The organism is Micromonospora pallida (genome assembly GCF_900090325.1).
Classification (GTDB): Bacteria; Actinomycetota; Actinomycetes; order Mycobacteriales; family Micromonosporaceae; genus Micromonospora; species Micromonospora pallida.
The window spans coordinates 7213236-7234022 of the sequence record NZ_FMHW01000002.1; the positions used below are offsets into that span (position 1 = coordinate 7213236).

The following is a 20787-nucleotide window of genomic DNA, read 5'->3' on the forward strand; positions in this document are numbered from 1 at the left end:
CCGGCTTCGGCGCCGCACCGTGGTCGCCCGGTGACATACCCGGTGAGCCCCGCCCGGCACCCGACCGACGCCAGTTGGCGCGCCGGAACGGGCGCGCCCGTTCGGGGTGATGTGCGCGACGCTTCATGATTATGTCGTGACCGCCACGCCGCAACAGCCGTCCGAAGGGACGAACAAGCCGCAACAGCCGTCCGAAGGTATGAACAACCGGCACCCGTGCCCGCCGGTGCTCGCCCGGATGTCCCGGATTCTCGCCGGGGCGGGCGTCGACGCCCCCCGTGCCGAGGCGGAACTGCTCGCCGCCCATGTGCTCGGGGTGCCTCGGGGCCGGCTGCTGCTGGCCGACGGCCTCACCGACGACCAGCTCGACCGGTTGGACGCCCTGGTGGCGCGTCGGACCGCCCGCGAGCCGTTGCAGCATCTGACCGGGAGCGCCGGGTTCCGGCATCTGGAGCTGGCGGTCGGCCCCGGTGTCTTCGTCCCCCGGCCGGAGACCGAGCTGCTCGTCGAATGGGGGATCGCGCGGGCCCGGCGGAGCGCCGAGCCGCTAGTGGTGGACCTGTGCAGCGGATCGGGCGCGATCGCGCTCGCGGTCGCGCAGGAGGTGCCGACGGCCCGGGTGGTGGCCGTGGAACGGTCGGCGGCGGCGCTGTCCTGGCTGCGGCGAAACGCGGCGGAGCGGGCCGCCGCCGGGGACCGGCCGATCGAGGTCGTCGAGGCGGACGTCACCGATCCCGGGCTGCTCGACGGGCTGACCGGCCGGGTCGACGTCCTGCTCTGCAACCCGCCGTACGTGCCGGCCGGGACCGTGGTGCCGCCGGAGGTGGCCGGCGACCCGGCCGAGGCGGTCTTCGGCGGGGCGGACGGTCTCGCCGTGGTCCGGCCGGTGGTCGCGCGGGCGGCCCGACTGCTGCGTCCCGGCGGCGCGCTGGCCGTCGAGCACGACGACACGCACGGCCGCGCGGTGCCGGAGCTGATCACCGCCGACGGCCGGTTCGAGGCGGTCACCGGCCGCGCCGACCTCACCGGTCGGCCCCGGTTCGCCACCGCACTGCGCCGCCCTGACCACTCCTCGGACCCGGCGTGGCAGACTGGCTCCTCGTGATGCTCTACGACTGCCGGTCGCTGGCCGATCGGGACCGCGGCATCGCCGCGGCGATCGAGGCCGTCAAGAACGGCGAGCTGGTCGTCCTGCCGACCGACACGGTGTACGGGATCGGCGCGGACGCCTTCACCCCGTTCGCGGTGAAGGCGTTGCTGGACGCGAAGGGCCAGGGGCGGCAGGCGCCGCCGGTGCTGATCGGTTCCCGGCACACCCTGGACGGGCTGGTGTTCACCCTGCCCCGCGCGGCCCGGGACCTGGTCGAGGCGTTCTGGCCGGGGGCGTTGACCATCGTCGTGGAGCACTCGCCCAGCCTCCAGTGGGACCTGGGCGAGACCAACGGCGCGGTCGCCGTCCGGATGCCGCTGCACCCGGTGGCGCTGGAGGTGCTGCGGGAGACCGGCCCGATGGCGGTCTCCTCGGCCAACAAGATCGGCCAGGCGGCCGCGGTCACCGCCGAGCAGGCCCGTGACCAGCTCGGCTACGCGGTCCGGGCCTACCTGGAGGCCGGGCCCTGTCCGGACCCGGTGCCGAGCACCATCGTGGACCTGACCGGCGAGGTGCCGCTGGTGGTCCGGGAGGGCGCCATCTCGCTGGACAAGCTGCGCGACGTGGTCCCCGACATCGACAGCCGGGTGGCGTAGGTGCCGCCCTTCACCGTCCTGCACGTCTGCATGGGGAACATCTGCCGGTCGCCGATGGCCGAGCGCCTGCTGGTGCTGGCCGTCCGGGACCGGTTGGTCCGACGCGACCTCGACCCCGAGCGGGCCGAGGAACTGGTCTACAGCCACAGCGCGGGCACCGGCGGCTGGCACGTCGGGTCGGAGATGAACCCGCCGGCCGCCCGGCAGGTCGCGGCCCGGGGTGGGGACAGCGTCGGGTTCGCCGCCCGTCGGCTGCGTTCCGACCAGATCGACGCCGCCGACCTGGTGCTCACCGCCACCGCCGACCAGCAGGACTACGTGTTGGCCCTGCGTCCGGACGCCGTCGCGCGGACCTTCGTGCTGGGTGAGTTCGGCCGGCTGCTCGGCGTGGTGGACGCCGCCGCGCTGCCGCCGGCCGAGGGGTCCCCGGAGGCGGTGTACGCCCGTGGGGTGGCCCTGGTCGCCGCGGCGCACGCCGCCCGCGAGGGCGTGGCTCCGCTGTCCGGGGACGACCTGGACGACCCGTGGGGCCGGGGGGACCAGTGTTTCAGCCGGGTCGCCGACGAGATCGAGGAGACGGTGCAGCCGCTCGCCGCGGTCCTGTTGCCGTGAGCCTGTCTGGCTTCCGTCCTGGTTTGTGAGGCTCTGCGAATTTTCTGCGGATTTGCGGGAAAACCGGGCTGACCGGGGACGCTGCGGGCCATGCTGAACGGGTCCTAGCCCAGCTCCTGCGCGGGGGAGAGCTGATGATCCAGGCCCGTCTGCACAAGCTGTTGACCGTCACGATGGCCGGCACGTTGGCCGGGTTGGTGCTCGCCGTAGCGGCCCTACCGCTCGGACTCGTGCTGGGGCTGGGCTTCTCCAGCCTCGCCGCCCCGTACTCGGAGCTGCCCGAGCACCTGGTCACGCCCCCCACGGCGCAACGCTCCGAGCTGTACGCCGCCGACGGCGCCACCCTGATCACCTCCTTCTACGAGGAGAACCGGGTCGAGGTGCCGCTGACCGAGGTGGCCCCGGTGATGCGGAAGGCGCTGCTCGCCGCCGAGGACGCCCGCTTCTACGAGCACAGCGGCGTCGACCTGCGCGGCATCGTGCGGGCGTTCACCGCCAACCAGGGCGGTCCGGTCCGGCAGGGTGGCTCGACGCTCACCATGCAGTACGTCCGGAACGTGCTCAGCGGCGACCCGACCCTGAGCGAGGAGCAGCGCAAGGCGGCCACCGAGGTCAGCACCGCCCGCAAGATCCAGGAGATCCGTTACGCCCTGGCGCTCGAACGGGAACTCGGCAAGGACGAGATCCTGGGCCGCTACCTCAACATCGTCTACTTCGGCGCCGGGGCGTACGGCATCGGGGCGGCCAGCCGGCGCTACTTCTCCAAGTCCCCGGCCGACCTCACCCTGGCCGAGGCGGCGCTGCTCGCCGGGCTGGTCCGGTCGCCGCACACCGACGACCCGATCAACGGCGACGCCGACGCGGCGTTGCGCCAGTGGTCGCACGTGCTGGACCGGATGGTGGAGACCGGGGCGATCCCGGCCGCCGAGGCGGCCCGCGCCCGGGCGGAGGGGCTCACCCTGAAGACGAGCTCGGAGCCCGACGACTGCGCGGCGGTGCCCGAGGACCGCAACGACTGGGCGTTCTTCTGCGACTACTTCACCACCTGGTGGAACGCGCAGCCGGCGTTCGGCGCGTCGGTGGACGAACGCCATCGAACGCTGCGCCGGGGTGGCTTCCGGATCGTCAGCTCCCTCGACCCGAAGGTGCAGCGGGACGCGCAGGACCGGGTGCTGACGGTGTACGACCTGGACAGCCCGCACGCGCTGCCCACCGCCGTCGTGCAACCCGGCACCGGGCGGGTGCTCGCCATGGCGGTCAACCGCACGTACGGTGTCGAGCCGAACCCGGCCGGGCAGCAGAACCGCCCGAACACCGTCAACCAGTTGGTCGCCGGGGGCGACGGCATCGAGGGCTACCAGGGCGGTTCGACCTTCAAGATGTTCACCCTGCTGGCCGCGCTCGAGGCCGGGATGCCGCTGAACACCCACTTCGACTCGCCGTCGCGGATCGTCACCCGGTGGCCGGTCTCCGGGCCGGTGAGCTGTGGCGGACAGTGGTGTCCGGGGAACGCCAACCCGGAGTGGATGGACGGCGACCGCACCATGTGGACCGCCTTCGGCCGGTCGGTCAACACGTACTTCGTCTGGCTGACCGAGCAGGTCGGCGCGGACCGGGCGGTGGAGATGGCCGAACGGCTCGGCATCGTGTTCCGCTCCGACGACGACGCCCGCCGCGCCCGCTACAGCGCCCGGGACTGGGGACCGTTCGTGCTGGGGGTGGCGTCCACCACCCCGCTCGACCTGGCCAGCGCGTACGCCACGGTGGCCGCGGAGGGGATCCGCTGCACGCCGCTGCCGGTCAACTCGGTCGCCGACCGGGCGGGCCGGACCCTCGACGTGGCCCGGCCGGACTGCCGCCGGGTGCTGGACGTGGACGTGGCCCGCGCCGCCACCGACGCGGCGCGCTGTCCGCTCGGCGACCAGTCGGCGTTCGGGCGCTGCGACGGCGCCACCGCCGCCACCCTGCGGCCCCGGCTGGGTCGCCCGGTGATGGGCAAGACCGGCAGCTCCGAGGGGTACGGCACGGAGACCGTGGTGGCCGCCACCCCGCAGCTCGTGGTCGCCGCGATGGCCACCAACCCGGACGACCCCCGCGATCCGGCCGGCGAGCAGGCGCAGGTCGGGGTCGTCAACGTGGTCGGCGGCATCCTCGGCACCGCCCTGCGCGACCAGCCGGTCCGCGACTTCGCGCCACCGACCGAGCAGATCGCCCGGTACGGCACCGGCCGGGGGGACTGAGCGGGCCGGGCGGTCAGGCTGGCGCCGGTGAGCGGGCAGCTCACGGCCTCCGGTCCGGAGCCCAATAGACTCTGGCGTTGTGGACAATACGACGCCCACCTTCTGGGGGCCGGACTTCGACCAGCTCAGGGCCACCGACCCGGAGATCGCGTCGGTGGTGCTCGGCGAGCTGGACCGGCTGCGCGGCGGCCTCCAGTTGATCGCCAGCGAGAACCTCACCTCGCCGGCGGTGCTCGCCGCGCTCGGCTCGACGCTGACCAACAAGTACGCCGAGGGCTATCCGGGCCGCCGCTACTACGGCGGCTGTGCCGAGGTGGACCGGGCCGAGGAGATCGGCATCGCCCGGGCACGGGAGCTGTTCGGGGCGGAGCACGCCAACCTCCAGCCGCACTCCGGGGCGAGCGCCAACCTGGCCGCGTACGCCGCCCTGGTGCAGCCGGGCGACACCGTGCTGGCGATGGACCTGCCGCACGGCGGCCACCTCACCCACGGCAGCCGGGTCAACTTCTCCGGCCGGTGGTTCGCCACGGTCGGCTACACCGTCCGGCCGGACACCGAGCTGATCGACTACGACGAGGTGCGGGAACTGGCCCTCGCGCACCGCCCGAAGATGATCATCTGTGGCGCGACCGCGTACCCACGCCTGATCGATTTCGCCCGTTTCCGGGAGATCGCCGACGAGGTCGGGGCGTACCTGATGGTGGACGCCGCGCACTTCATCGGCCTGGTCGCGGGGCGGGCCGTGCCCTCCCCGGTGCCGTACGCCGACGTGGTCTGCGCGACCACCCACAAGGTGCTGCGCGGCCCACGCGGCGGCATGATCCTCTGCCGGGAGTCACTGGCCGCCCGGATCGACAAGGCGGTCTTCCCGTTCACCCAGGGCGGTCCGCTGATGCACGCCGTCGCGGCCAAGGCCGTCGCGCTGCGCGAGGCCGCGCAGCCGGAGTTCCGGGCGTACGCCGAACAGGTGGTGCGCAACGCGCGGGCGCTCGCCGACGGGCTGGCCGCCGAGGGGATGCGGCCGGTCTCCGGCGGCACCGACACCCACCTCGCGCTGGTCGACCTGCGCGGGGTCGGAGTGACCGGGGCCGACGCCGAGGCCCGCTGCGACGCCGCCGGCATCACCCTGAACAAGAACGCCATCCCGTACGACCCGCAGAAGCCGATGGTCGCCTCCGGGATCCGGGTCGGCACGCCCAGCGTGACCACCCAGGGCATGCGCGAGCCGCAGATGGGGCGGATCGCGACGCTGATCGCCCGGGCGGTGCGGACCGACCCCGACGGGTCGACCGGGCGGGCCGAACTGACCAGGGTCGCCGGCGAGGTGGCCGAGCTGGTCCGCGAGTTCCCGGCGTACCCCCGGTGATCCGCCAGCGACTGCGGCACCTGGTCGTGCCGCTGCTCAGTTCCGCGGTGCTGCTGGTGCTCGCCACCGCCGCCGGCTGGCTGCTCGACGGTGGCCCTGGCGCGGTCGGCGGGGCGGCGGGCGTGGCCCTGGTGACCTTCTCGTACGCGCTGTCGAGCCTGGCGATCGCCTGGGCCGACTCGGTCCACCCGAAAATGGTGATGAGCGTCGGACTGGCCACCTACATCACCAAGTTCATGCTCTTCGGGGTGGTGATGTTCGGTCTCGTCGACGGTGACTGGGGCGGCGTCCGGATGATGGCCGCCGCGATGATCGTGGCGACCATCGGCTGGGTGTCCGCCCAGGTCTGGTGGACGTTCCGCGACCACCGTCCGCAGGTGACCACCACTGGCGACTGAATTCGACTGTCGGGTTGCCGTCGCCACGCCGGGGATGGAGTTTCGTCAGACGCGAGACAGGCGTAGCCTATCCGCCAGCCGAGGCTTCCCTGACCCACACGACGAGGTTGTGCGGGGGGTGACTCACAGCCTCGTTCAAGCGGCTGATACCGTTCGCTCCGTCATGGCCGACGACCGATCCGACAAACGTTCCGGACCCCAGGGTGCGGACGCGGGTTGGGCTGCGGTCGGTTACCTCCTCGGCGGCATGGCCGTCTGGGGCGGAGCCGGCTGGCTCGTCGACCGGTGGCTGGATCTTCCGAACGTCGGGTTGCTGATCGGTCTGATCGGCGGCACGGCTGCGGGGGTCTACCTGACCATGAAGAGGCTGGGCGCCTGACCATGCCCGACCGACGGAGGGTTCGAGTTGACTGAGCTGCCGACCTATGCCGCCGCGGACATTCTGGCGGCGGAATTCCCCCCGGGTGTTGACAGCTTCAACTACCGCAGCCTGATCCCCGGCTTCCACGGGACGGCCCTGGAGCCGGCCTTCACCAAGATCGCCCTGCTGGTCTGGATCGCGGCGGCCATCGCCATCATCTTCTTCCTGGTGAGCTACCGGAACCCGCAGCTGGTGCCGACCAAGCGGCAGTGGATGGCCGAGTCGGTCTACGGCCTGGCCCGGGACAACATCGCCAAGGACATCATCGGGCACCAGGGCGTGCGCTTCGCGCCGTACCTCGCCTCGCTCTTCGTCTTCATCCTGCTGCTGAACATCTGGGGCATCTTCCCGTTCGCGCAGATCTCGCCGAACTCGCACATCGCCTTCCCGATCGTGCTGGCCGTCTCGAGCTGGCTGGTCTACATCGGGGTCGGTATCCGCAAGCACGGTGTCCTCGGCTACATCAAGTCGAGCTGCTGGGTCAGTGGTGCGCCGCTCTGGGTCCAGCCGATCCTGGTGCCGATCGAGTTCGTGTCGAACCTGGTGCTGCGCCCGGTCACCCTCGCGGTCCGGTTGTTCGCCAACATGTTCGCCGGCCACATGATCCTGCTGGTCTTCACCCTCGGTGGCGTCGCGCTGCTGAACGCGGAGTCGATCTTCATCAAGCCGGTCGCGCTGCTGAGCTGGGCCATGGCGATCCTGATGACCTTCTTCGAGCTCGGCATCCTGGTCCTGCAGGCGTACGTGTTCACCCTGCTGACGGCGACCTACCTGCAGAGTTCGCTCGCCGACGACCACTGAGCCGTCGACGCGCGCACCGCTCCATCCCCCCGGTACGACAACTGAAAAGTTCACCTAGTCGAACGCGTGACGGTCACGCGTTCCCCGCAGGAGGAAACCAACCATGTTCCTGGCCGAGATCTCAGGCAACGTCAACGTCATCGGCTATGGCATCGCGGCGCTCGGCCCGGGCATCGGTGTGGGTCTGGTGTTCGCCGCCTACATCCAGGCGACCGCCCGCCAGCCGGAGAGCGCCAGCCTGACCCGGGTCTACATGTTCGTGGGCTTCGCCGTGGTCGAGGCGCTGGCCCTGCTCGGTCTGGTCCTCGCGTTCGCCCTCCAGGGCTGAGGCCCGGTCAGCATTCAGCTGAACCGGCCGGCCCCTGGTGGTCGGCCGCCGGCGAAGGGGAGTGTCCATGTACCTAGCAGCGGAAGAGGGCGGGAACATCCTGCTCCCGCCCCTGGCTGAGATCATCGTCGGTCTCGTCGCGTTCGGCCTCGTCCTGTGGGTCCTGAGCAAGTTCGTCTTCCCCAAGATGGAGGAGATGTACCAGGCCCGGGTCGACGCCATCGAGGGCGGTATCAAGCGTGCCGAGGCCGCCCAGGCCGAGGCGAACCAGCTCCTCGAGCAGTACCGTGCGCAGCTCGCCGAGGCGCGCACCGACGCCGCCAAGATCCGGGACGACGCCCGGGCCGACGCGGAGGGCATCCGGCAGGACATCCTCGCCAAGGCGCGGGAGGAGTCCGACCGGATCATCGCGGCCGGCAAGGAGCAGCTCGCCGCCGAGCGGGCCACCATCGTTCGTGAGCTGCGCACCGAGGTCGGCACCATCGCGGTCGACCTGGCCAGCAAGATCGTCGGCGAGTCGCTGGCCGACGAGGCCCGTCGCAAGGGCACCGTCGAGCGGTTCCTCACCGACCTCGAGAGCACGGGGGCCCGCTGATGCAGGCCGCCAGCCGGGAGTCGTACCGGGTCGCCGCCGAGCACCTGGCGACGTACGCGCGCGGCGCGCAGCCGGACGCTGTGGCCGCCACCGCGGACGAGCTGCTCGCCGTGGCGGGTCTGCTGCGGCGGGAGCCCCGGCTGCGCCGGGCGCTCTCCGAGCCGGCTCGGGCCGGCTCGGACCGGGCCGGGCTCCTCGGCGACATGTTGCGGGGCAAGATCGGCGCGGACGCGCTCGACCTGCTCTCCACCCTGGTCTCCGGCCGTTGGTCGGCGCCGTCGGAACTGCTCGACGGTGCCGAGCGGCTCGGGGTGGAGGCGCTGCTCGCCAGCGCCGACGCCGCGGGTGACCTGGGCGAGGTCGAGGACGAGCTGTTCCGCTTCGGCCAGGTGGTCGCCAACGAGCCGGGCCTGGCCGTGGCGCTCGGCGACCCGATGGCCCCGGTCGAGCAGCGGGCCGTCCTGACCCGGGACCTGCTCGCCGGCAAGGCCCGCCCGGTCACCGTCCGCCTCGTCGAGGTGGCGCTGAGCGGGTTCGGCGGGCGCTCCTTCACCGGTGCGCTCACCCGGCTGGTCGAGCTGGTCGCGGAACGCCGGGACCGGCAGGTCGCCTACGTGACCGTGGCGGCCCCGCTGACCGAGGACGAGGAGCAGCGCCTGGGTGCCCGCCTCGCCGCGATATACGGTCGAGAGGTCTCCGTCAAGCAGACGGTGGACCCCGAGATCCTCGGTGGAGCGAGCGTGCGGGTCGGTTCCGACCTGTACGACGGCACCGTCCTGCGCCGGCTCAACGAGACCCGCAACGCGCTCGCGAAGCGCTGACCAGCCAAACCGCTCAGCGCCCTGAATGACAGACGCCATTCGGACCGGTCGGTACTAGGTATCCCGGGCCCCTGATACTTAAGGAAGCAGAGGATGGCCGAGCTGACCATCTCGACGGAGGAGATCCGCGGCGCCCTGGAGCGCTACGTCTCCTCCTACTCGCCCGACGTCTCCCGCGAGGAGGTCGGCACCGTCGCCGACGCCGGTGACGGCATCGCCCACGTCGAGGGCCTGCCCTCGACCATGACCAACGAGCTCCTGGAGTTCGAGGACGGCACGCTCGGCGTGGCGCTGAACCTCGACGTCCGGGAGATCGGTGTCGTCGTCCTCGGCGACTTCGCCGGGATCGAGGAGGGGCAGCGCGTCAAGCGCACCAACCGGGTGCTCTCCGTGCCCGTCGGCGACGCGTTCCTCGGCCGCGTGGTCAACGCGCTCGGTCAGGCGATCGACGGCCTCGGTGACATCCCGAACGAGGGCTACCGCGAGCTGGAGCTGCAGGCTCCGAACGTGATGGCCCGTAAGTCGGTCGAGGAGCCGCTGCAGACCGGTATCAAGGCGGTCGACGCGATGACCCCGATCGGCCGGGGCCAGCGGCAGCTGATCATCGGTGACCGGAAGACCGGCAAGACCACGGTCGCCCTGGACACCATCCTCAACCAGCGGGACAACTGGCGCTCCGGCGACCCGAAGAAGCAGGTCCGCTGCATCTACGTCGCGGTCGGTCAGAAGGCCTCCACCATCGCCTCGATCAAGGGCGTGCTGGAGGAGGCGGGCGCGATGGAGTACACCACCATCGTCGCCTCCCCGGCCTCCGACCCGGCCGGCTTCAAGTACCTCGCTCCGTACACCGGTTCGTCCATCGGCCAGCACTGGATGTACGGCGGCAAGCACGTCCTGATCGTCTTCGACGACCTGAGCAAGCAGGCCGAGGCGTACCGCGCGGTCTCGCTGCTGCTGCGCCGCCCGCCGGGCCGTGAGGCGTACCCGGGTGACGTCTTCTACCTGCACTCCCGGCTGCTGGAGCGCTGCGCGAAGCTCTCCGACGAGCTGGGCGGCGGCTCGATGACCGGTCTGCCGATCATCGAGACGAAGGCGAACGACATCTCCGCCTTCATCCCGACCAACGTCATCTCCATCACCGACGGTCAGATCTTCCTCGAGACCGACCTGTTCAACCAGGGCGTCCGGCCGGCGATCAACGTCGGTACCTCGGTCTCCCGGGTGGGTGGCGCCGCGCAGGTCAAGCCGATGAAGAAGGTCGCCGGTTCGCTGCGGCTCAACCTGGCCCAGTACCGCGAGCTGGAGGCGTTCGCCGCCTTCGCCTCCGACCTGGACCGGGCCTCCCGCGCCCAGCTGGAGCGGGGTTCCCGCCTGGTCGAGCTGCTCAAGCAGCCGAACTACTCGCCGTACCCGGTGCGGGAGCAGGTCGTCCTGGTCTGGGCCGGCGTCGAGGGCAAGCTGGACGACGTCCCGGTCGGCGAGATCAAGCGGTTCGAGTCGGAGTTCCTCCAGCACCTCCGGCACCGGCACGAGGGCATCCTGGCCGGCATCGGCGACAACCAATGGAACGACGAGATCATCGGTTCGCTCGACGCGGCGATCAGCGAGTTCAAGCAGAGCTTCCTCAGCAAGGCGGACGAGCCCCGGATCAACGAGGCGCCGGCCAAGCCGATGGAGGGCGAGCAGGCCCGCGAGTCGGTCACCCGCTACAGCGGCGACGTCGAGAAGAAGTAGGGCTGACTGATGGCGGCCCAGGTACGCGTTCTTCGTCAACGGATCCGCTCGGCGAAGGGGATGAAGAAGATCACCAAGGCGATGGAGCTCGTGGCGACGAGCCGCATCGCCAAGGCCCAGGCCCGGGTGGCGGCGTCCCTGCCGTACGCCCAGGCCATCACCGGCGTGCTCACGGCGCTGGCCTCCAACGCGCGGATCGACCACCCGCTGCTCACCCCGCGTGAGCGGGTGCGGCGGGCGGGCGTCCTGCTGGTGACCTCCGACCGGGGCCTGGCCGGCGGTTACAGCTCCAACGCGATCAAGATGGCGGAATCGCTGGTCGCCCGGCTCAAGGCCGAGGGCAAGGAGCCGGTGCTCTACGTCATCGGCCGTAAGGGCGTGGGCTTCTACAAGTTCCGCAACCGCCCGGTCGAGGCGAGCTGGACGGGCTTCTCGGAGCAGCCGGACTTCGCCTCCGCCCGGGAGGTCGGCGAGACCCTGATCCGGGCGTTCGCGGCCGGTGCGGACGACGTCGACGGCGGGGCCGGTGCGGACGGGGTGCGCGGGGTGGACGAGTTGCACATCGTCTACACCGAGTTCAAGTCCCTCATCACCCAGGTTCCGGTGGCGAAGGTCATCGGCCCGATGCAGATCGAGGACCGGCCGCGGTCCGAGGGTCTGCTGCCGGCCTACGAGTTCGAGCCGGATGCGGAGGCGCTGCTCGACGGGCTGCTGCCGAAGTACATCAACACGCGGATCTACGCGGCGTTGCTGGAGTCGGCGGCGAGCGAGTCGGCGGCCCGACGGCGGGCGATGAAGAGCGCCACCGACAACGCCGAAGAGATGATCGAGAAGTACACGCGTGAGATGAACTCGGCCCGCCAGGCCGGGATCACCCAGGAGATCAGTGAGATCGTCGGCGGCGCGAACGCGCTGGCCGCGTCGGGAAGTGAAGTGTGATGACTGTATCCGCAGTTGAGACCAAGACGGCCACGGGTCGCGTGGTCCGGGTCATCGGCCCGGTCGTCGACGCCGAGTTCCCGCGCGACGGCATGCCGGACCTGTTCAACGCCCTGCACGTCGACGTGAACCTCTCCGGTGGCGAGAAGACGCTGACCCTGGAGGTCGCCCAGCACCTGGGTGACAACCTGGTCCGCGCCATCTCGATGCAGCCGACCGACGGTCTGGTCCGTGGCACCGAGGTGCGCGACACCGGCTCGCCGATCCGGGTGCCGGTGGGCAACGCGGTCAAGGGCCGGGTCTTCAACGCCATCGGTGAGTGCCTCAACCTGCCCGAGGGCGAGACCCTCCAGGCCGACGACCACTGGGGTATCCACCGCAAGGCCCCGGCCTTCGCGGACCTGGAGCCGAAGACCGAGATGCTGGAGACCGGCATCAAGGTCATCGACCTGCTCGCCCCGTACGTCAAGGGTGGCAAGATCGGCCTGTTCGGCGGCGCGGGCGTGGGCAAGACGGTGCTCATCCAGGAGATGATCACCCGGGTGGCCCGGAACTTCGGTGGTACCTCGGTCTTCGCCGGCGTGGGGGAGCGGACCCGTGAGGGCAACGACCTCATCGCCGAGATGACCGAGTCCGGCGTCATCGACAAGACCGCGCTGGTCTACGGCCAGATGGACGAGCCGCCGGGCACCCGGCTGCGGGTCGCCCTCTCCGCGCTGACCATGGCGGAGTACTTCCGCGACGTGCAGAAGCAGGAGGTGCTGCTCTTCATCGACAACATCTTCCGCTTCACCCAGGCCGGTTCCGAGGTCTCCACCCTGCTCGGCCGGATGCCGAGCGCGGTGGGTTACCAGCCGACCCTGGCCGACGAGATGGGCGAGCTCCAGGAGCGGATCACCTCCGTCCGGGGCCAGGCCATCACCTCGTTGCAGGCGATCTACGTGCCGGCGGACGACTACACCGACCCCGCCCCGGCCACCACGTTCGCCCACCTCGACGCCACCACCAACCTGGAGCGGTCGATCTCCGACAAGGGCATCTACCCGGCGGTGGACCCGCTGGCGTCCTCGTCCCGGATCCTCGCCCCGGAGTTCGTCGGCGCCGAGCACTTCGCGGTCGCGACCGAGGTCAAGCGGATCCTCCAGAAGTACAAGGACCTGCAGGACATCATCGCCATCCTCGGTATCGAGGAGCTCTCCGAGGAGGACAAGCTCACCGTCGGCCGGGCCCGCCGGATCGAGCGCTTCCTGTCGCAGAACACCTACGCCGCCGAGCAGTTCACCGGCGTGCCGGGCTCGACGGTCCCGATCAAGGAGACCATCGAGGCGTTCAAGAAGATTGCCGAGGGTGAGTACGACCACTTCCCTGAGCAGGCCTTCTTCATGTGCGGTGGCCTCGAGGACCTCGAGCGTAAGGCTGCGGAGCTGATGAAGGAGGACTGATCCACCGATCAGTCTGACTCTTCGGTCAGCTTTGTCCGAGGCCGTCCCGGTTCGCCGGGGCGGCCTCGGTCTTTCGGCGTGTCGCGTTGACAAGCCCGAGTTGGTCGATGCGACAGTTGCCGGGCCGGCGAGGTACCGTCGATCCGCAACATTCACCTGTCAGCGTTGACTCTCACAGTGATCTGGTGGCTTGCGCCCGTCTCCTCTTCATGGGCGTGATGAATGGAGATGTCCGTGGCTCGGAGCGGTAAGCGTGGCGCGAAGCCGTCCATCTGGACGGGGGTGCCCCGGTGGGCTCGGCTGTGCACGGTGTTCGGCGCCGTGCTGCTGATGCTCAGCGGCGCGGTGCTGGTGGGTTACGAGGCCCTGCTCTCCCGGTACGAGGGCTCGGTCGGCAAGGGCGACCTCTTCGGCGACCAGGCCGCCGGAGCCGAGGAACCGCGCAAGGAGATCGAGGGCCCGCTCAACATTCTGCTGGTCGGCGTGGACCCTCGGACGCCGGAGGCCCCGCCGCTGGCCGACTCGATCATGATCATGCACATCCCGGCCGAACACGACCGGGCGTACCTCTTTTCGATGCCCCGCGACCTGCGGGTGGAGATCCCCGCGTTCAGCAAGACCGGGTTCGACGGCGGCACCGACAAGCTCAACGCCGCGATGTCGTACGGCAGCCGGGTGCCCGGCCGGAATCCGGACCACAACACCGGTTTCGAGTTGCTCGCCAAGACCATCCAGCAGGAGACCGGCATCAAGCGCTTCGACGCCGGGGCGATCATCAACTTCAGCGGTTTCCAGAAGATCGTCGACGCGATGGGCGGCGTCGAGATGTACGTCGAGCGGGAAGTGCGCTCCGAGCACCGTGAGCCGGACGGCACCCACCGCAAGGCCCGGCCGGGCGGCGGCGGCTATCTCGGCCCGCAGGCGGTGTACGAGAAGGGCACCCACCAGCTGAAGGGCTGGCAGGCGCTGGACTACGTCCGGCAGCGCTACCCCAAGAACGGCGTCCCGGACGGCGACTACGGCCGGCAGCGGCACCAGCAGCAGTTCGTCAAGGCGATGGCCAGCCAGGCGTTCAGCGCGGACGTGGTGACCAATCCGATCAAGCTGGACCGGGTGCTCCGGGCCGCCGGGCAGTCGCTGGTCTTCAGCGGCCGGGGCAACAGCATCGCCGACTTCGCCTTCTCCCTCAAGGGTCTGCGGCCGGACGCGATCCAGATGGTCAAGCTGCCGGCGGAGGGCATCGGCACCGGGTCGGCGTACCGGGGGAGCGGTTCCTGCCCGGGGCGGACGACTTCTTCGCCTCAGTCAACAACGGGACGATCGACGCGTTCATGCTTGAGCACCCGGATTTCCGGAACACCACCAAGTAGGGCGTGTCGCAGCTCTCGGCACCCGCGTTAGGGAGTCATGGGGCGCGCGACTAGACTTTTGCCAACCGCCCGCCGCAGCAAGGAGACAGCGTGGCACAGCAGCTTCACGTCGAGCTCGTAGCCGTCGAGGAGAAGGTCTGGTCCGGCGAGGCCGAGATGGTCGTCGCCCGGACGACTGAGGGTGAGCTGGGCGTCCTGGCCGGTCACGCACCGCTGCTCGGTCAGCTCGCCGAGCCCGGTCAGGTCCGGATCAAGCTGCCCAGCGGCGAGCAGGTCGCGTACGAGGTGGCCGGCGGCTTCCTCTCCGTCACCCGCGAGGGCGTCACGGTGCTCGCCGAGAGCGCTACCCCGGTCTCCGCCGCACAGGGTCGCTGAGTCGTCCCGCCGATGGAGATCGTGGAAGGGATCGGAATCGGCCTCGGCGTCCTGATCGGGGCGATTCTGATCCTCTTCCTCCGGCGGGCCCTGGTGACCCGCACCGGTGGCACCATCCGACTCCACGTCCGGGTCTCCACTCTGCTCGACGGCCGAGGCTGGTCGCCGGGCTTCGGCCGGTTCGCCGGTGACGAACTGCGCTGGTACCGGATGTTCAGCTTCGCCATCCGCCCGAAGCGGGTGCTCTCCCGGGAGACCCTGGTGGTGCGCCGACGGCGGCTACCGGAGGGCCAGGAACGGTTCTCCATGCCCGCCGACTGGGTGATCCTGAACTGTACGAGTCAGCAGACTCCCATCGAGATCGCCATGGAGCGTTCCACGGTCACCGGCTTCCTCTCCTGGCTCGAGGCCGCCCCGCCCGGGGCGGCCTCGCCGCGTCTGGCCCACCAGGACTGGCCGGCCGCCTGACCTGCCCTCTCCGGTGAACAGGCCCGGAGACGGTCGACACCGGGCACGCCCGGGGCAGCCGGTTCCGGCGTGGTTGGAGACGGCCGATCCGGGTATCCGGCCCTCGACAGAGTGCGCCGGTCAGCCTTTCTGGACCGGGTCGGCGGTCAACACTGCCGGGCTGGTGCGCCGGTCAGCGCTTGCCGGGCCGGTCGGCGGTCAACACTGCCGGGCCGGTCGCCGGTCAGCGCTTGCCGCCGGGAACCCATAGCACATCGCCGTCCGGATTGGCCGTTCTTGCCAGGATGAAGAGCAGATCCGAGAGTCGGTTGAGATACTTTGCCGGAATAGTGCTGGTTCGTTCGGGATCGTAGCTGACCAGGGCCCATGCTGCCCGTTCGGCACGCCGGGCGACGGTCCGGGCCACGTGCAGCAGTGCCGCGCCGGGGGTCCCGCCGGGAAGAATGAAGGAGTCGAGCTTGCCCAGGCGCGCATTGAACTCGTCGCACCAGCCCTCCAGGCGCTCCACGTACCCCTCGGTCACCCGGAGGGGCGGGTACGCCGGCTCCGGCTCGACCGGGGTGGCCAGGTCGGCGCCGACGTCGAAGAGGTCGTTCTGGATCGCCGCCAGGACCGACCGCAACTCCTCCGGGAGCTGGCCCAGTGCCAGTGCCGCCCCGATCGCCGCGTTGGCCTCGTCGACGTCGGCGTACGCCGCGATCCGCGGATCGGTCTTCGCTACCTGTTCGTTGTTGCTCAGCCTGGTCGTGCCGGCGTCGCCGGCCCTGGTGTAGATGCGCGTGAGGTGGACGGCCATGACGCACAGCCTACGGATACCTGACCTGAAGATGCCGGCCCGTCCGGAGCCGGTCGTTCCGACCCTGGTGGGTCCGGGCCCCGGCGACGGGGACGACCTGGGGATCAGAGACATCGATGTGATCCGGGTCCGGGGCGGGGCCCGCCTCGCCGGAACGGTGCACGTCGTCGGGGCGAAGAACTCCGCCCTGAAGCTGATGGCCGCCGCCTTGCTCGCCCCCGGGCGGAGCGTGATCACCAACGTCCCCCGGATCACCGACATCGCGATCATGGGGGAGGTGCTGCGCCGGCTGGGCTGTGACGTCCGCTTCGCCGACGACGACCCGGTCGACCCGATGGTCGCGTACGGCGGGGTGGCCCGGTCCCGTTCGGTCGCCATCGACGTGCCGGCACAGCCCGGCTCCGAGGCCGACTACGAGCTGGTACGCCGGCTGCGTGCCTCGATCTGCGTGCTGGGCCCGCTGCTGGCCCGCCGGGGATACGTCCGGGTGGCGCATCCCGGCGGCGACGCGATCGGCTCCCGGGGGCTGGACATGCACGTCTCCGGGCTCACCCGGATGGGTGCCGAGATCTCCGGCGAGCACGGCTTCGTCATCGCCGCCGCCCCGCACGGGCTGCACGGCGCCGAGATCGTCCTCGACTTCCCCAGCGTCGGCGCGACCGAGAACCTGCTGATGGCCGCGGTGCTCGCCCGGGGAGTGACGGTGATCGAGAACGCCGCCCGGGAGCCGGAGATCGTCGACATCTGCTCGATGCTGGACCAGATGGGCGCGCGGATCTCCGGTGCCGGGACGTCGACCATCGAGATCGAGGGCGTACCGGAGTTGAGCCCGGTGCGGCACGCCACGGTGGGGGACCGGATCGTCGCCGGGACCTGGGCCTTCGGCGCGGCGATGACCCGGGGGGACGTCACGGTCACCGGGGTCAGCCCGGCCTTTCTGGAGGTGGCACTCGACAAGCTGGTCGCCGCCGGTGCGCTGGTGGAGACCCGGGAGGACGCCTTCCGGGTCCGGACGGACGACCGGCCCCGGGCGGTGGACGTGGTGACCCTGCCGTACCCGGGCTTCGCCACCGACCTGCTGCCGATGGCGATCGGGCTCGCCTCGGTCAGCGACGGGGCGTCGCTGATCACCGAGAACATCTTCGACGGGCGGTTCATGTTCGCCAACGAGATGATGCGGCTGGGCGCCGACATCAAGACCGACGGCCACCACGCGGTGGTACGCGGTCGGGAACGGCTCTCCGGCGCGCCGGTCCGCGCCACGGACATCCGGGCCGGAGCCGGTCTGATCATCGCGGGGCTCTGCGCCGACGGGGACACCGAGGTCTCCCACGTGCACCACGTGGACCGGGGCTATCCCGACTTCGTCGCCGACCTGCGGGCGCTCGGCGTACAGGTGGAGCGGGGCCGCGCCCCGGAGGAGCCCACGCTCACCATCTGACCGTCCCCGTCCCCAGCCGCGACGGCCACCCGTCACCGCAACCCGCGTCCACCCACCGCTGCCCGTCCCGGCCGGTCCCCGTCCCGGCCGGAACGCGACCGGTCGGCCTTAACCTTCGCTAAGGAGTCCCCTAGGGTGCTCGGGAGAGCACTCAACACCAGGCGAGGGAGAGAAGCAGATGGCGGGTCGACTCGCGGTCGTCGGGGCCGGGCTGATGGGTTCGGGCATCGCCCAGGTGGCGGCACAGGCGGGCTGGCAGGTGACCCTGCGGGACCTGGACGACGCGGCCACCGCACGCGGTGTCGCCGGCATCCGGAAGTCGCTGGAGAAGTTCGCCGAGAAGGGCCGGATCGAGGCGTCCGAGGTCGAGGCGACGCTGGGCCGGATCACCCCGACCACCGACCTGGAGGCCGCCGCCGACGCGGACATCGTCGTCGAGGCGGTCTTCGAGCGGCTGGAGGTCAAGCACGAGGTGTTCCGGGCGCTGGACAAGATCTGCAAGGCGGACGCGGTGCTGGCGACCAACACCTCGGCCATTCCGGTCACCCAGATCGCCGCGGTCACCGGGCGGCCCGAGTCGGTCGTCGGCACGCACTTCTTCTCGCCGGTGCCGATGATGAAGCTCTGCGAGCTGGTCCGGGGCTACAAGACCAGCGACGAGACGCTGGCGACCGTGCGGGCCTTCGCCGAGGAGATCGGCAAGACCGTGGTGGTGGTCAACCGGGACATCGCTGGCTTCGTCACCACCCGGCTGATCGCCGCGCTGGTGGTCGAGGCGGTCAAGCTGGTCGAGTCCGGCGTGGTGTCGGCGGAGGACCTGGACACCGCCTGCCGGCTGGGCTTCGGGCACGCCATGGGTCCGCTGGCCACCACCGACCTGACCGGCGTGGACGTGCTGATGCACGCGACGAAGAACATCTACACCGACACCGCCGACGAGAAGTTCTTCCCGCCGGAGCTGCTCCAGCGCATGGTCACCGCCGGTGACCTCGGCCGCAAGAGCGGCAAGGGCTTCTACACGTACTGAGGTCGCCGCGGGCGGCTTGAGTGGTAGCAGGGGTCCCCTCCTCATCAAAATGCGGTAGGAGGGGACCCCTGCAACCACCTCAGCCCGACCGTCAGCCGTCGCGGCGGGTGGTCCAGCGGAAGGTGCCCAGGCAGAGCAGCAGCCCGATCACGCACCACGCGGCGAGGACCAGGGCGACCCGGTCCAGTTCGAAGGAGCCGCCCGGCTCCCGGGCGCCGAAACCGTCGGGCAGGAAGACCGCGCGTAGCCCCTGGCACATCCACTTCAGCGGGAACAGCGCGGCCACCTGCTGCATCCAGCCTGGCAGGTTGGTGAAGACGAAGAAGACCCCGGAGATGAACTGGAGCACCAGGGCCACCGGCGTCACCACCGCCGAGCCGCTGCGCGCCGTACGGGCCAGCGACGAGATGGCGATGCCGCACAGGGTGCAGGCGGTCACCCCGAGCACCGAGACCCAGCCGAAGGTGAGCCACTTCCCGGCGGTGGCCGGCAGCTTCAGGTCGAACAGCGCCACCGAGACAGCGAGCAGCAGGGCGGTCTCGGCGACGCCGATCACCACCACCATGATCACCTTGCCGGCGAAGTAGACCCACTTCGGCATCGGGGTGCCCCGGTAGCGCTTCAACACCCCCCGGTCCCGCTCGATCGGGATCCAGATGCCGAGATTCTGGAAGCTCACCGTCATCAGCCCGGCCGCGATCATGCCGGTCACGAAGTACTGCGTGTAGCTGACCCCGGGGGCGATCTCGTCGTTGAAGATCGCCGCGAAGATCAGGACCATGACGACCGGGAAGCCCATCGTGAACACGACGGACTCCCGGCTGCGCAGGAACTGGGTGATCTCCAGCCGCCCCTGACGCAGGCCGAGGGCGACTGGCCCCGCGCGCCGGGTCCGGGTCGCGTCGGCGGCGGTCGGGGCCGGCTTCGTCGTCGTGGTCATCGCTGTCCGATCATGCGCAGGTAGACGTCTTCCAGGGTCGGCCGGGTCACGGTGAGGCCGGGCACCTCGCCGCCGTACCGCGCGGCCAGTTCGGCCACCAGCGCCGTCGGCGTCGCGCTCTCCGCGCTCTGCGCCACCCCGTCCGGCGTACGCCAGGAGACCGTCGCCAGGGCCTCCTGCCGGTTGCCCAGCTGGCCCGGCGTGGCCACCTCGACCACCCGGCCGGCGGCGATCACCCCGACCCGGTCGGCGAGTGCCTCCGCCTCGTCCAGATAGTGGGTGGTCAGGAGGATGGTGGTGCCGGCGGCGTTCAGGTCCCGGATCAGCTCCCAGAACTCGCGCCGGGCCTCCGGGTCGAAGCCGGTGGTCGGCTCGTCGAGGAAGAGCAGCTCGGGACGGCCGACGATGCCGAGCGCCACGTCGAGGCGGCGCTTCTGCCCGCCGGAGAGGGTGTGCGTACGGGCCTTCGCCTTGCCGGTCAGCCCGACCCGCTCGATGATCTTGGCCGGGTCGTCGGCGTCCGGATAGAACGCGGCGAAGTGCCCGACCACCTCGGCGACGGTCAGCTCGTCGAACTCCCCGGTGCCCTGGAGCACGATGCCGATCCGGGCCCGCCAGTCGGGGGTCGGGTGCGCGGGGTCGGCGCCGAGCACGCTCACCTCGCCCGCGTCCCGCTGCCGGTAGCCCTCCAGGATCTCGACGGTGGTGGTCTTGCCCGCCCCGTTCGGGCCGAGCAGCGCGAACACCTCACCGCGCCGGACGGCCAAGTCCACGCCGGCCACCGCGACGTTGTCGCCGTACGCCTTGCGCAGCCCCCGTACCGAGATCGCCAGCTCGTCATCCATGCCGTCAAGTGTGCGACCCGCGTTGCGTAGCGCGGCCGCCGGGGCCAGATCACTCCGCGCCGTTTCGGGCATGGTGTCCGGC

21 protein-coding genes and 1 pseudogene are annotated in these 20787 nt (G+C 70.8%); 19 read left to right on the plus strand and 3 right to left on the minus strand.

Going from position 1 to position 20787, the window contains the following annotated elements; all coding sequences use genetic code 11:
- The first annotated feature begins 199 nt into the window (after window positions 1-199).
- From prmC to GA0074692_RS31080, 17 genes and pseudogenes are all read left to right on the plus strand, one after another.
- Window positions 200-1105 (plus strand): peptide chain release factor N(5)-glutamine methyltransferase, encoded by a 906-nt coding sequence (prmC, locus tag GA0074692_RS31000; protein WP_176738756.1) that lies wholly within the window; start codon window positions 200-202, stop codon window positions 1103-1105.
- Complete coding sequence (locus tag GA0074692_RS31005) at window positions 1105-1746, plus strand: L-threonylcarbamoyladenylate synthase (protein WP_091654369.1); 642 nt, start codon at window positions 1105-1107, stop codon at window positions 1744-1746. The genes prmC and GA0074692_RS31005 overlap by 1 nt, the downstream gene beginning before the upstream one ends.
- Window positions 1747-2358 (plus strand): arsenate reductase/protein-tyrosine-phosphatase family protein, encoded by a 612-nt coding sequence (locus GA0074692_RS31010; protein ID WP_091651174.1) that lies wholly within the window; start codon window positions 1747-1749, stop codon window positions 2356-2358.
- Between the two features lie 134 nt (window positions 2359-2492).
- Window positions 2493-4598, plus strand: a complete 2106-nt coding sequence (locus GA0074692_RS31015; protein WP_091651179.1) for a transglycosylase domain-containing protein — start codon at window positions 2493-2495, stop codon at window positions 4596-4598.
- 79 nt (window positions 4599-4677) lie between these two features.
- Window positions 4678-5964, plus strand: coding sequence for a serine hydroxymethyltransferase (locus GA0074692_RS31020; protein WP_091651183.1), 1287 nt, complete (start codon window positions 4678-4680; stop codon window positions 5962-5964).
- Complete coding sequence (locus tag GA0074692_RS31025; RefSeq protein ID WP_091651186.1) at window positions 5961-6362, plus strand: Cg1360 family ATP-synthase-associated protein; 402 nt, start codon at window positions 5961-5963, stop codon at window positions 6360-6362. The genes GA0074692_RS31020 and GA0074692_RS31025 overlap by 4 nt, the downstream gene beginning before the upstream one ends.
- Before the next feature lie 163 nt (window positions 6363-6525).
- Window positions 6526-6741 (plus strand): AtpZ/AtpI family protein, encoded by a 216-nt coding sequence (locus GA0074692_RS31030; protein ID WP_091651189.1) that lies wholly within the window; start codon window positions 6526-6528, stop codon window positions 6739-6741.
- Window positions 6742-6768: 27 nt separating this feature from the next.
- A complete protein-coding gene (gene atpB, locus GA0074692_RS31035; RefSeq protein ID WP_245730536.1) occupies window positions 6769-7584 on the plus strand; it encodes a F0F1 ATP synthase subunit A in 816 nt (271 codons plus the stop codon).
- Window positions 7585-7687: 103 nt separating this feature from the next.
- Window positions 7688-7912 (plus strand): ATP synthase F0 subunit C, encoded by a 225-nt coding sequence (gene atpE, locus GA0074692_RS31040; RefSeq protein ID WP_091651192.1) that lies wholly within the window; start codon window positions 7688-7690, stop codon window positions 7910-7912.
- A gap of 67 nt (window positions 7913-7979) precedes the next feature.
- A complete protein-coding gene (locus tag GA0074692_RS31045) occupies window positions 7980-8507 on the plus strand; it encodes a F0F1 ATP synthase subunit B (RefSeq protein ID WP_091651197.1) in 528 nt (175 codons plus the stop codon).
- A complete protein-coding gene (locus tag GA0074692_RS31050; protein WP_091651200.1) occupies window positions 8507-9328 on the plus strand; it encodes a F0F1 ATP synthase subunit delta in 822 nt (273 codons plus the stop codon). The genes GA0074692_RS31045 and GA0074692_RS31050 overlap by 1 nt, the downstream gene beginning before the upstream one ends.
- Before the next feature lie 93 nt (window positions 9329-9421).
- On the plus strand, window positions 9422-11062 hold the full coding sequence (atpA, locus tag GA0074692_RS31055) for a F0F1 ATP synthase subunit alpha (RefSeq protein ID WP_091651203.1): 1641 nt from the start codon (window positions 9422-9424) through the stop codon (window positions 11060-11062).
- A gap of 9 nt (window positions 11063-11071) precedes the next feature.
- A complete protein-coding gene (locus tag GA0074692_RS31060) occupies window positions 11072-12001 on the plus strand; it encodes a F0F1 ATP synthase subunit gamma (RefSeq protein ID WP_091651207.1) in 930 nt (309 codons plus the stop codon).
- Window positions 11998-13443: a F0F1 ATP synthase subunit beta gene (atpD, locus tag GA0074692_RS31065; RefSeq protein WP_425413369.1), complete on the plus strand. Its 1446-nt coding sequence runs from the start codon at window positions 11998-12000 to the stop codon at window positions 13441-13443. Before GA0074692_RS31060 ends, atpD begins: the two co-directional genes overlap by 4 nt.
- Before the next feature lie 228 nt (window positions 13444-13671).
- Window positions 13672-14813 (plus strand): annotated as a pseudogene (locus GA0074692_RS31070) (LCP family protein).
- 90 nt (window positions 14814-14903) lie between these two features.
- Complete coding sequence (locus GA0074692_RS31075) at window positions 14904-15188, plus strand: F0F1 ATP synthase subunit epsilon (RefSeq protein ID WP_091651214.1); 285 nt, start codon at window positions 14904-14906, stop codon at window positions 15186-15188.
- Between the two features lie 12 nt (window positions 15189-15200).
- Window positions 15201-15656, plus strand: a complete 456-nt coding sequence (locus tag GA0074692_RS31080) for a DUF2550 domain-containing protein (RefSeq protein WP_091651217.1) — start codon at window positions 15201-15203, stop codon at window positions 15654-15656.
- A gap of 223 nt (window positions 15657-15879) precedes the next feature.
- Here GA0074692_RS31080 and GA0074692_RS31085 read toward each other — a convergent pair whose 3' ends face one another.
- Complete coding sequence (locus GA0074692_RS31085; RefSeq protein WP_091651220.1) at window positions 15880-16452, minus strand: cob(I)yrinic acid a,c-diamide adenosyltransferase; 573 nt, start codon at window positions 16450-16452, stop codon at window positions 15880-15882.
- Between GA0074692_RS31085 and murA the strand changes: the two genes are divergently transcribed.
- Together murA and GA0074692_RS31095 are read left to right on the plus strand one after the other, a co-directional pair.
- Window positions 16451-17893, plus strand: a complete 1443-nt coding sequence (gene murA, locus GA0074692_RS31090; RefSeq protein WP_091651223.1) for a UDP-N-acetylglucosamine 1-carboxyvinyltransferase — start codon at window positions 16451-16453, stop codon at window positions 17891-17893. The genes GA0074692_RS31085 and murA overlap by 2 nt on opposite strands.
- Window positions 17894-18071: 178 nt before the next feature.
- Window positions 18072-18920, plus strand: a complete 849-nt coding sequence (locus tag GA0074692_RS31095; RefSeq protein WP_091651227.1) for a 3-hydroxyacyl-CoA dehydrogenase family protein — start codon at window positions 18072-18074, stop codon at window positions 18918-18920.
- Between the two features lie 91 nt (window positions 18921-19011).
- Here the strand turns inward: GA0074692_RS31095 and GA0074692_RS31100 are convergent, their stop codons facing one another.
- Window positions 19012-19860 carry an ABC transporter permease gene (locus tag GA0074692_RS31100; protein WP_091651230.1) on the minus strand — a complete coding sequence of 283 codons (849 nt, stop codon included), beginning with the start codon at window positions 19858-19860 and terminating at the stop codon, window positions 19012-19014.
- The gene (locus GA0074692_RS31105) at window positions 19857-20705 is read right to left on the minus strand and encodes an ABC transporter ATP-binding protein (RefSeq protein WP_091651232.1); all 849 of its coding nucleotides are present in this window, start codon (window positions 20703-20705) and stop codon (window positions 19857-19859) included. The genes GA0074692_RS31100 and GA0074692_RS31105 overlap by 4 nt, the downstream gene beginning before the upstream one ends.
- Window positions 20706-20787: the final 82 nt, after the last annotated feature.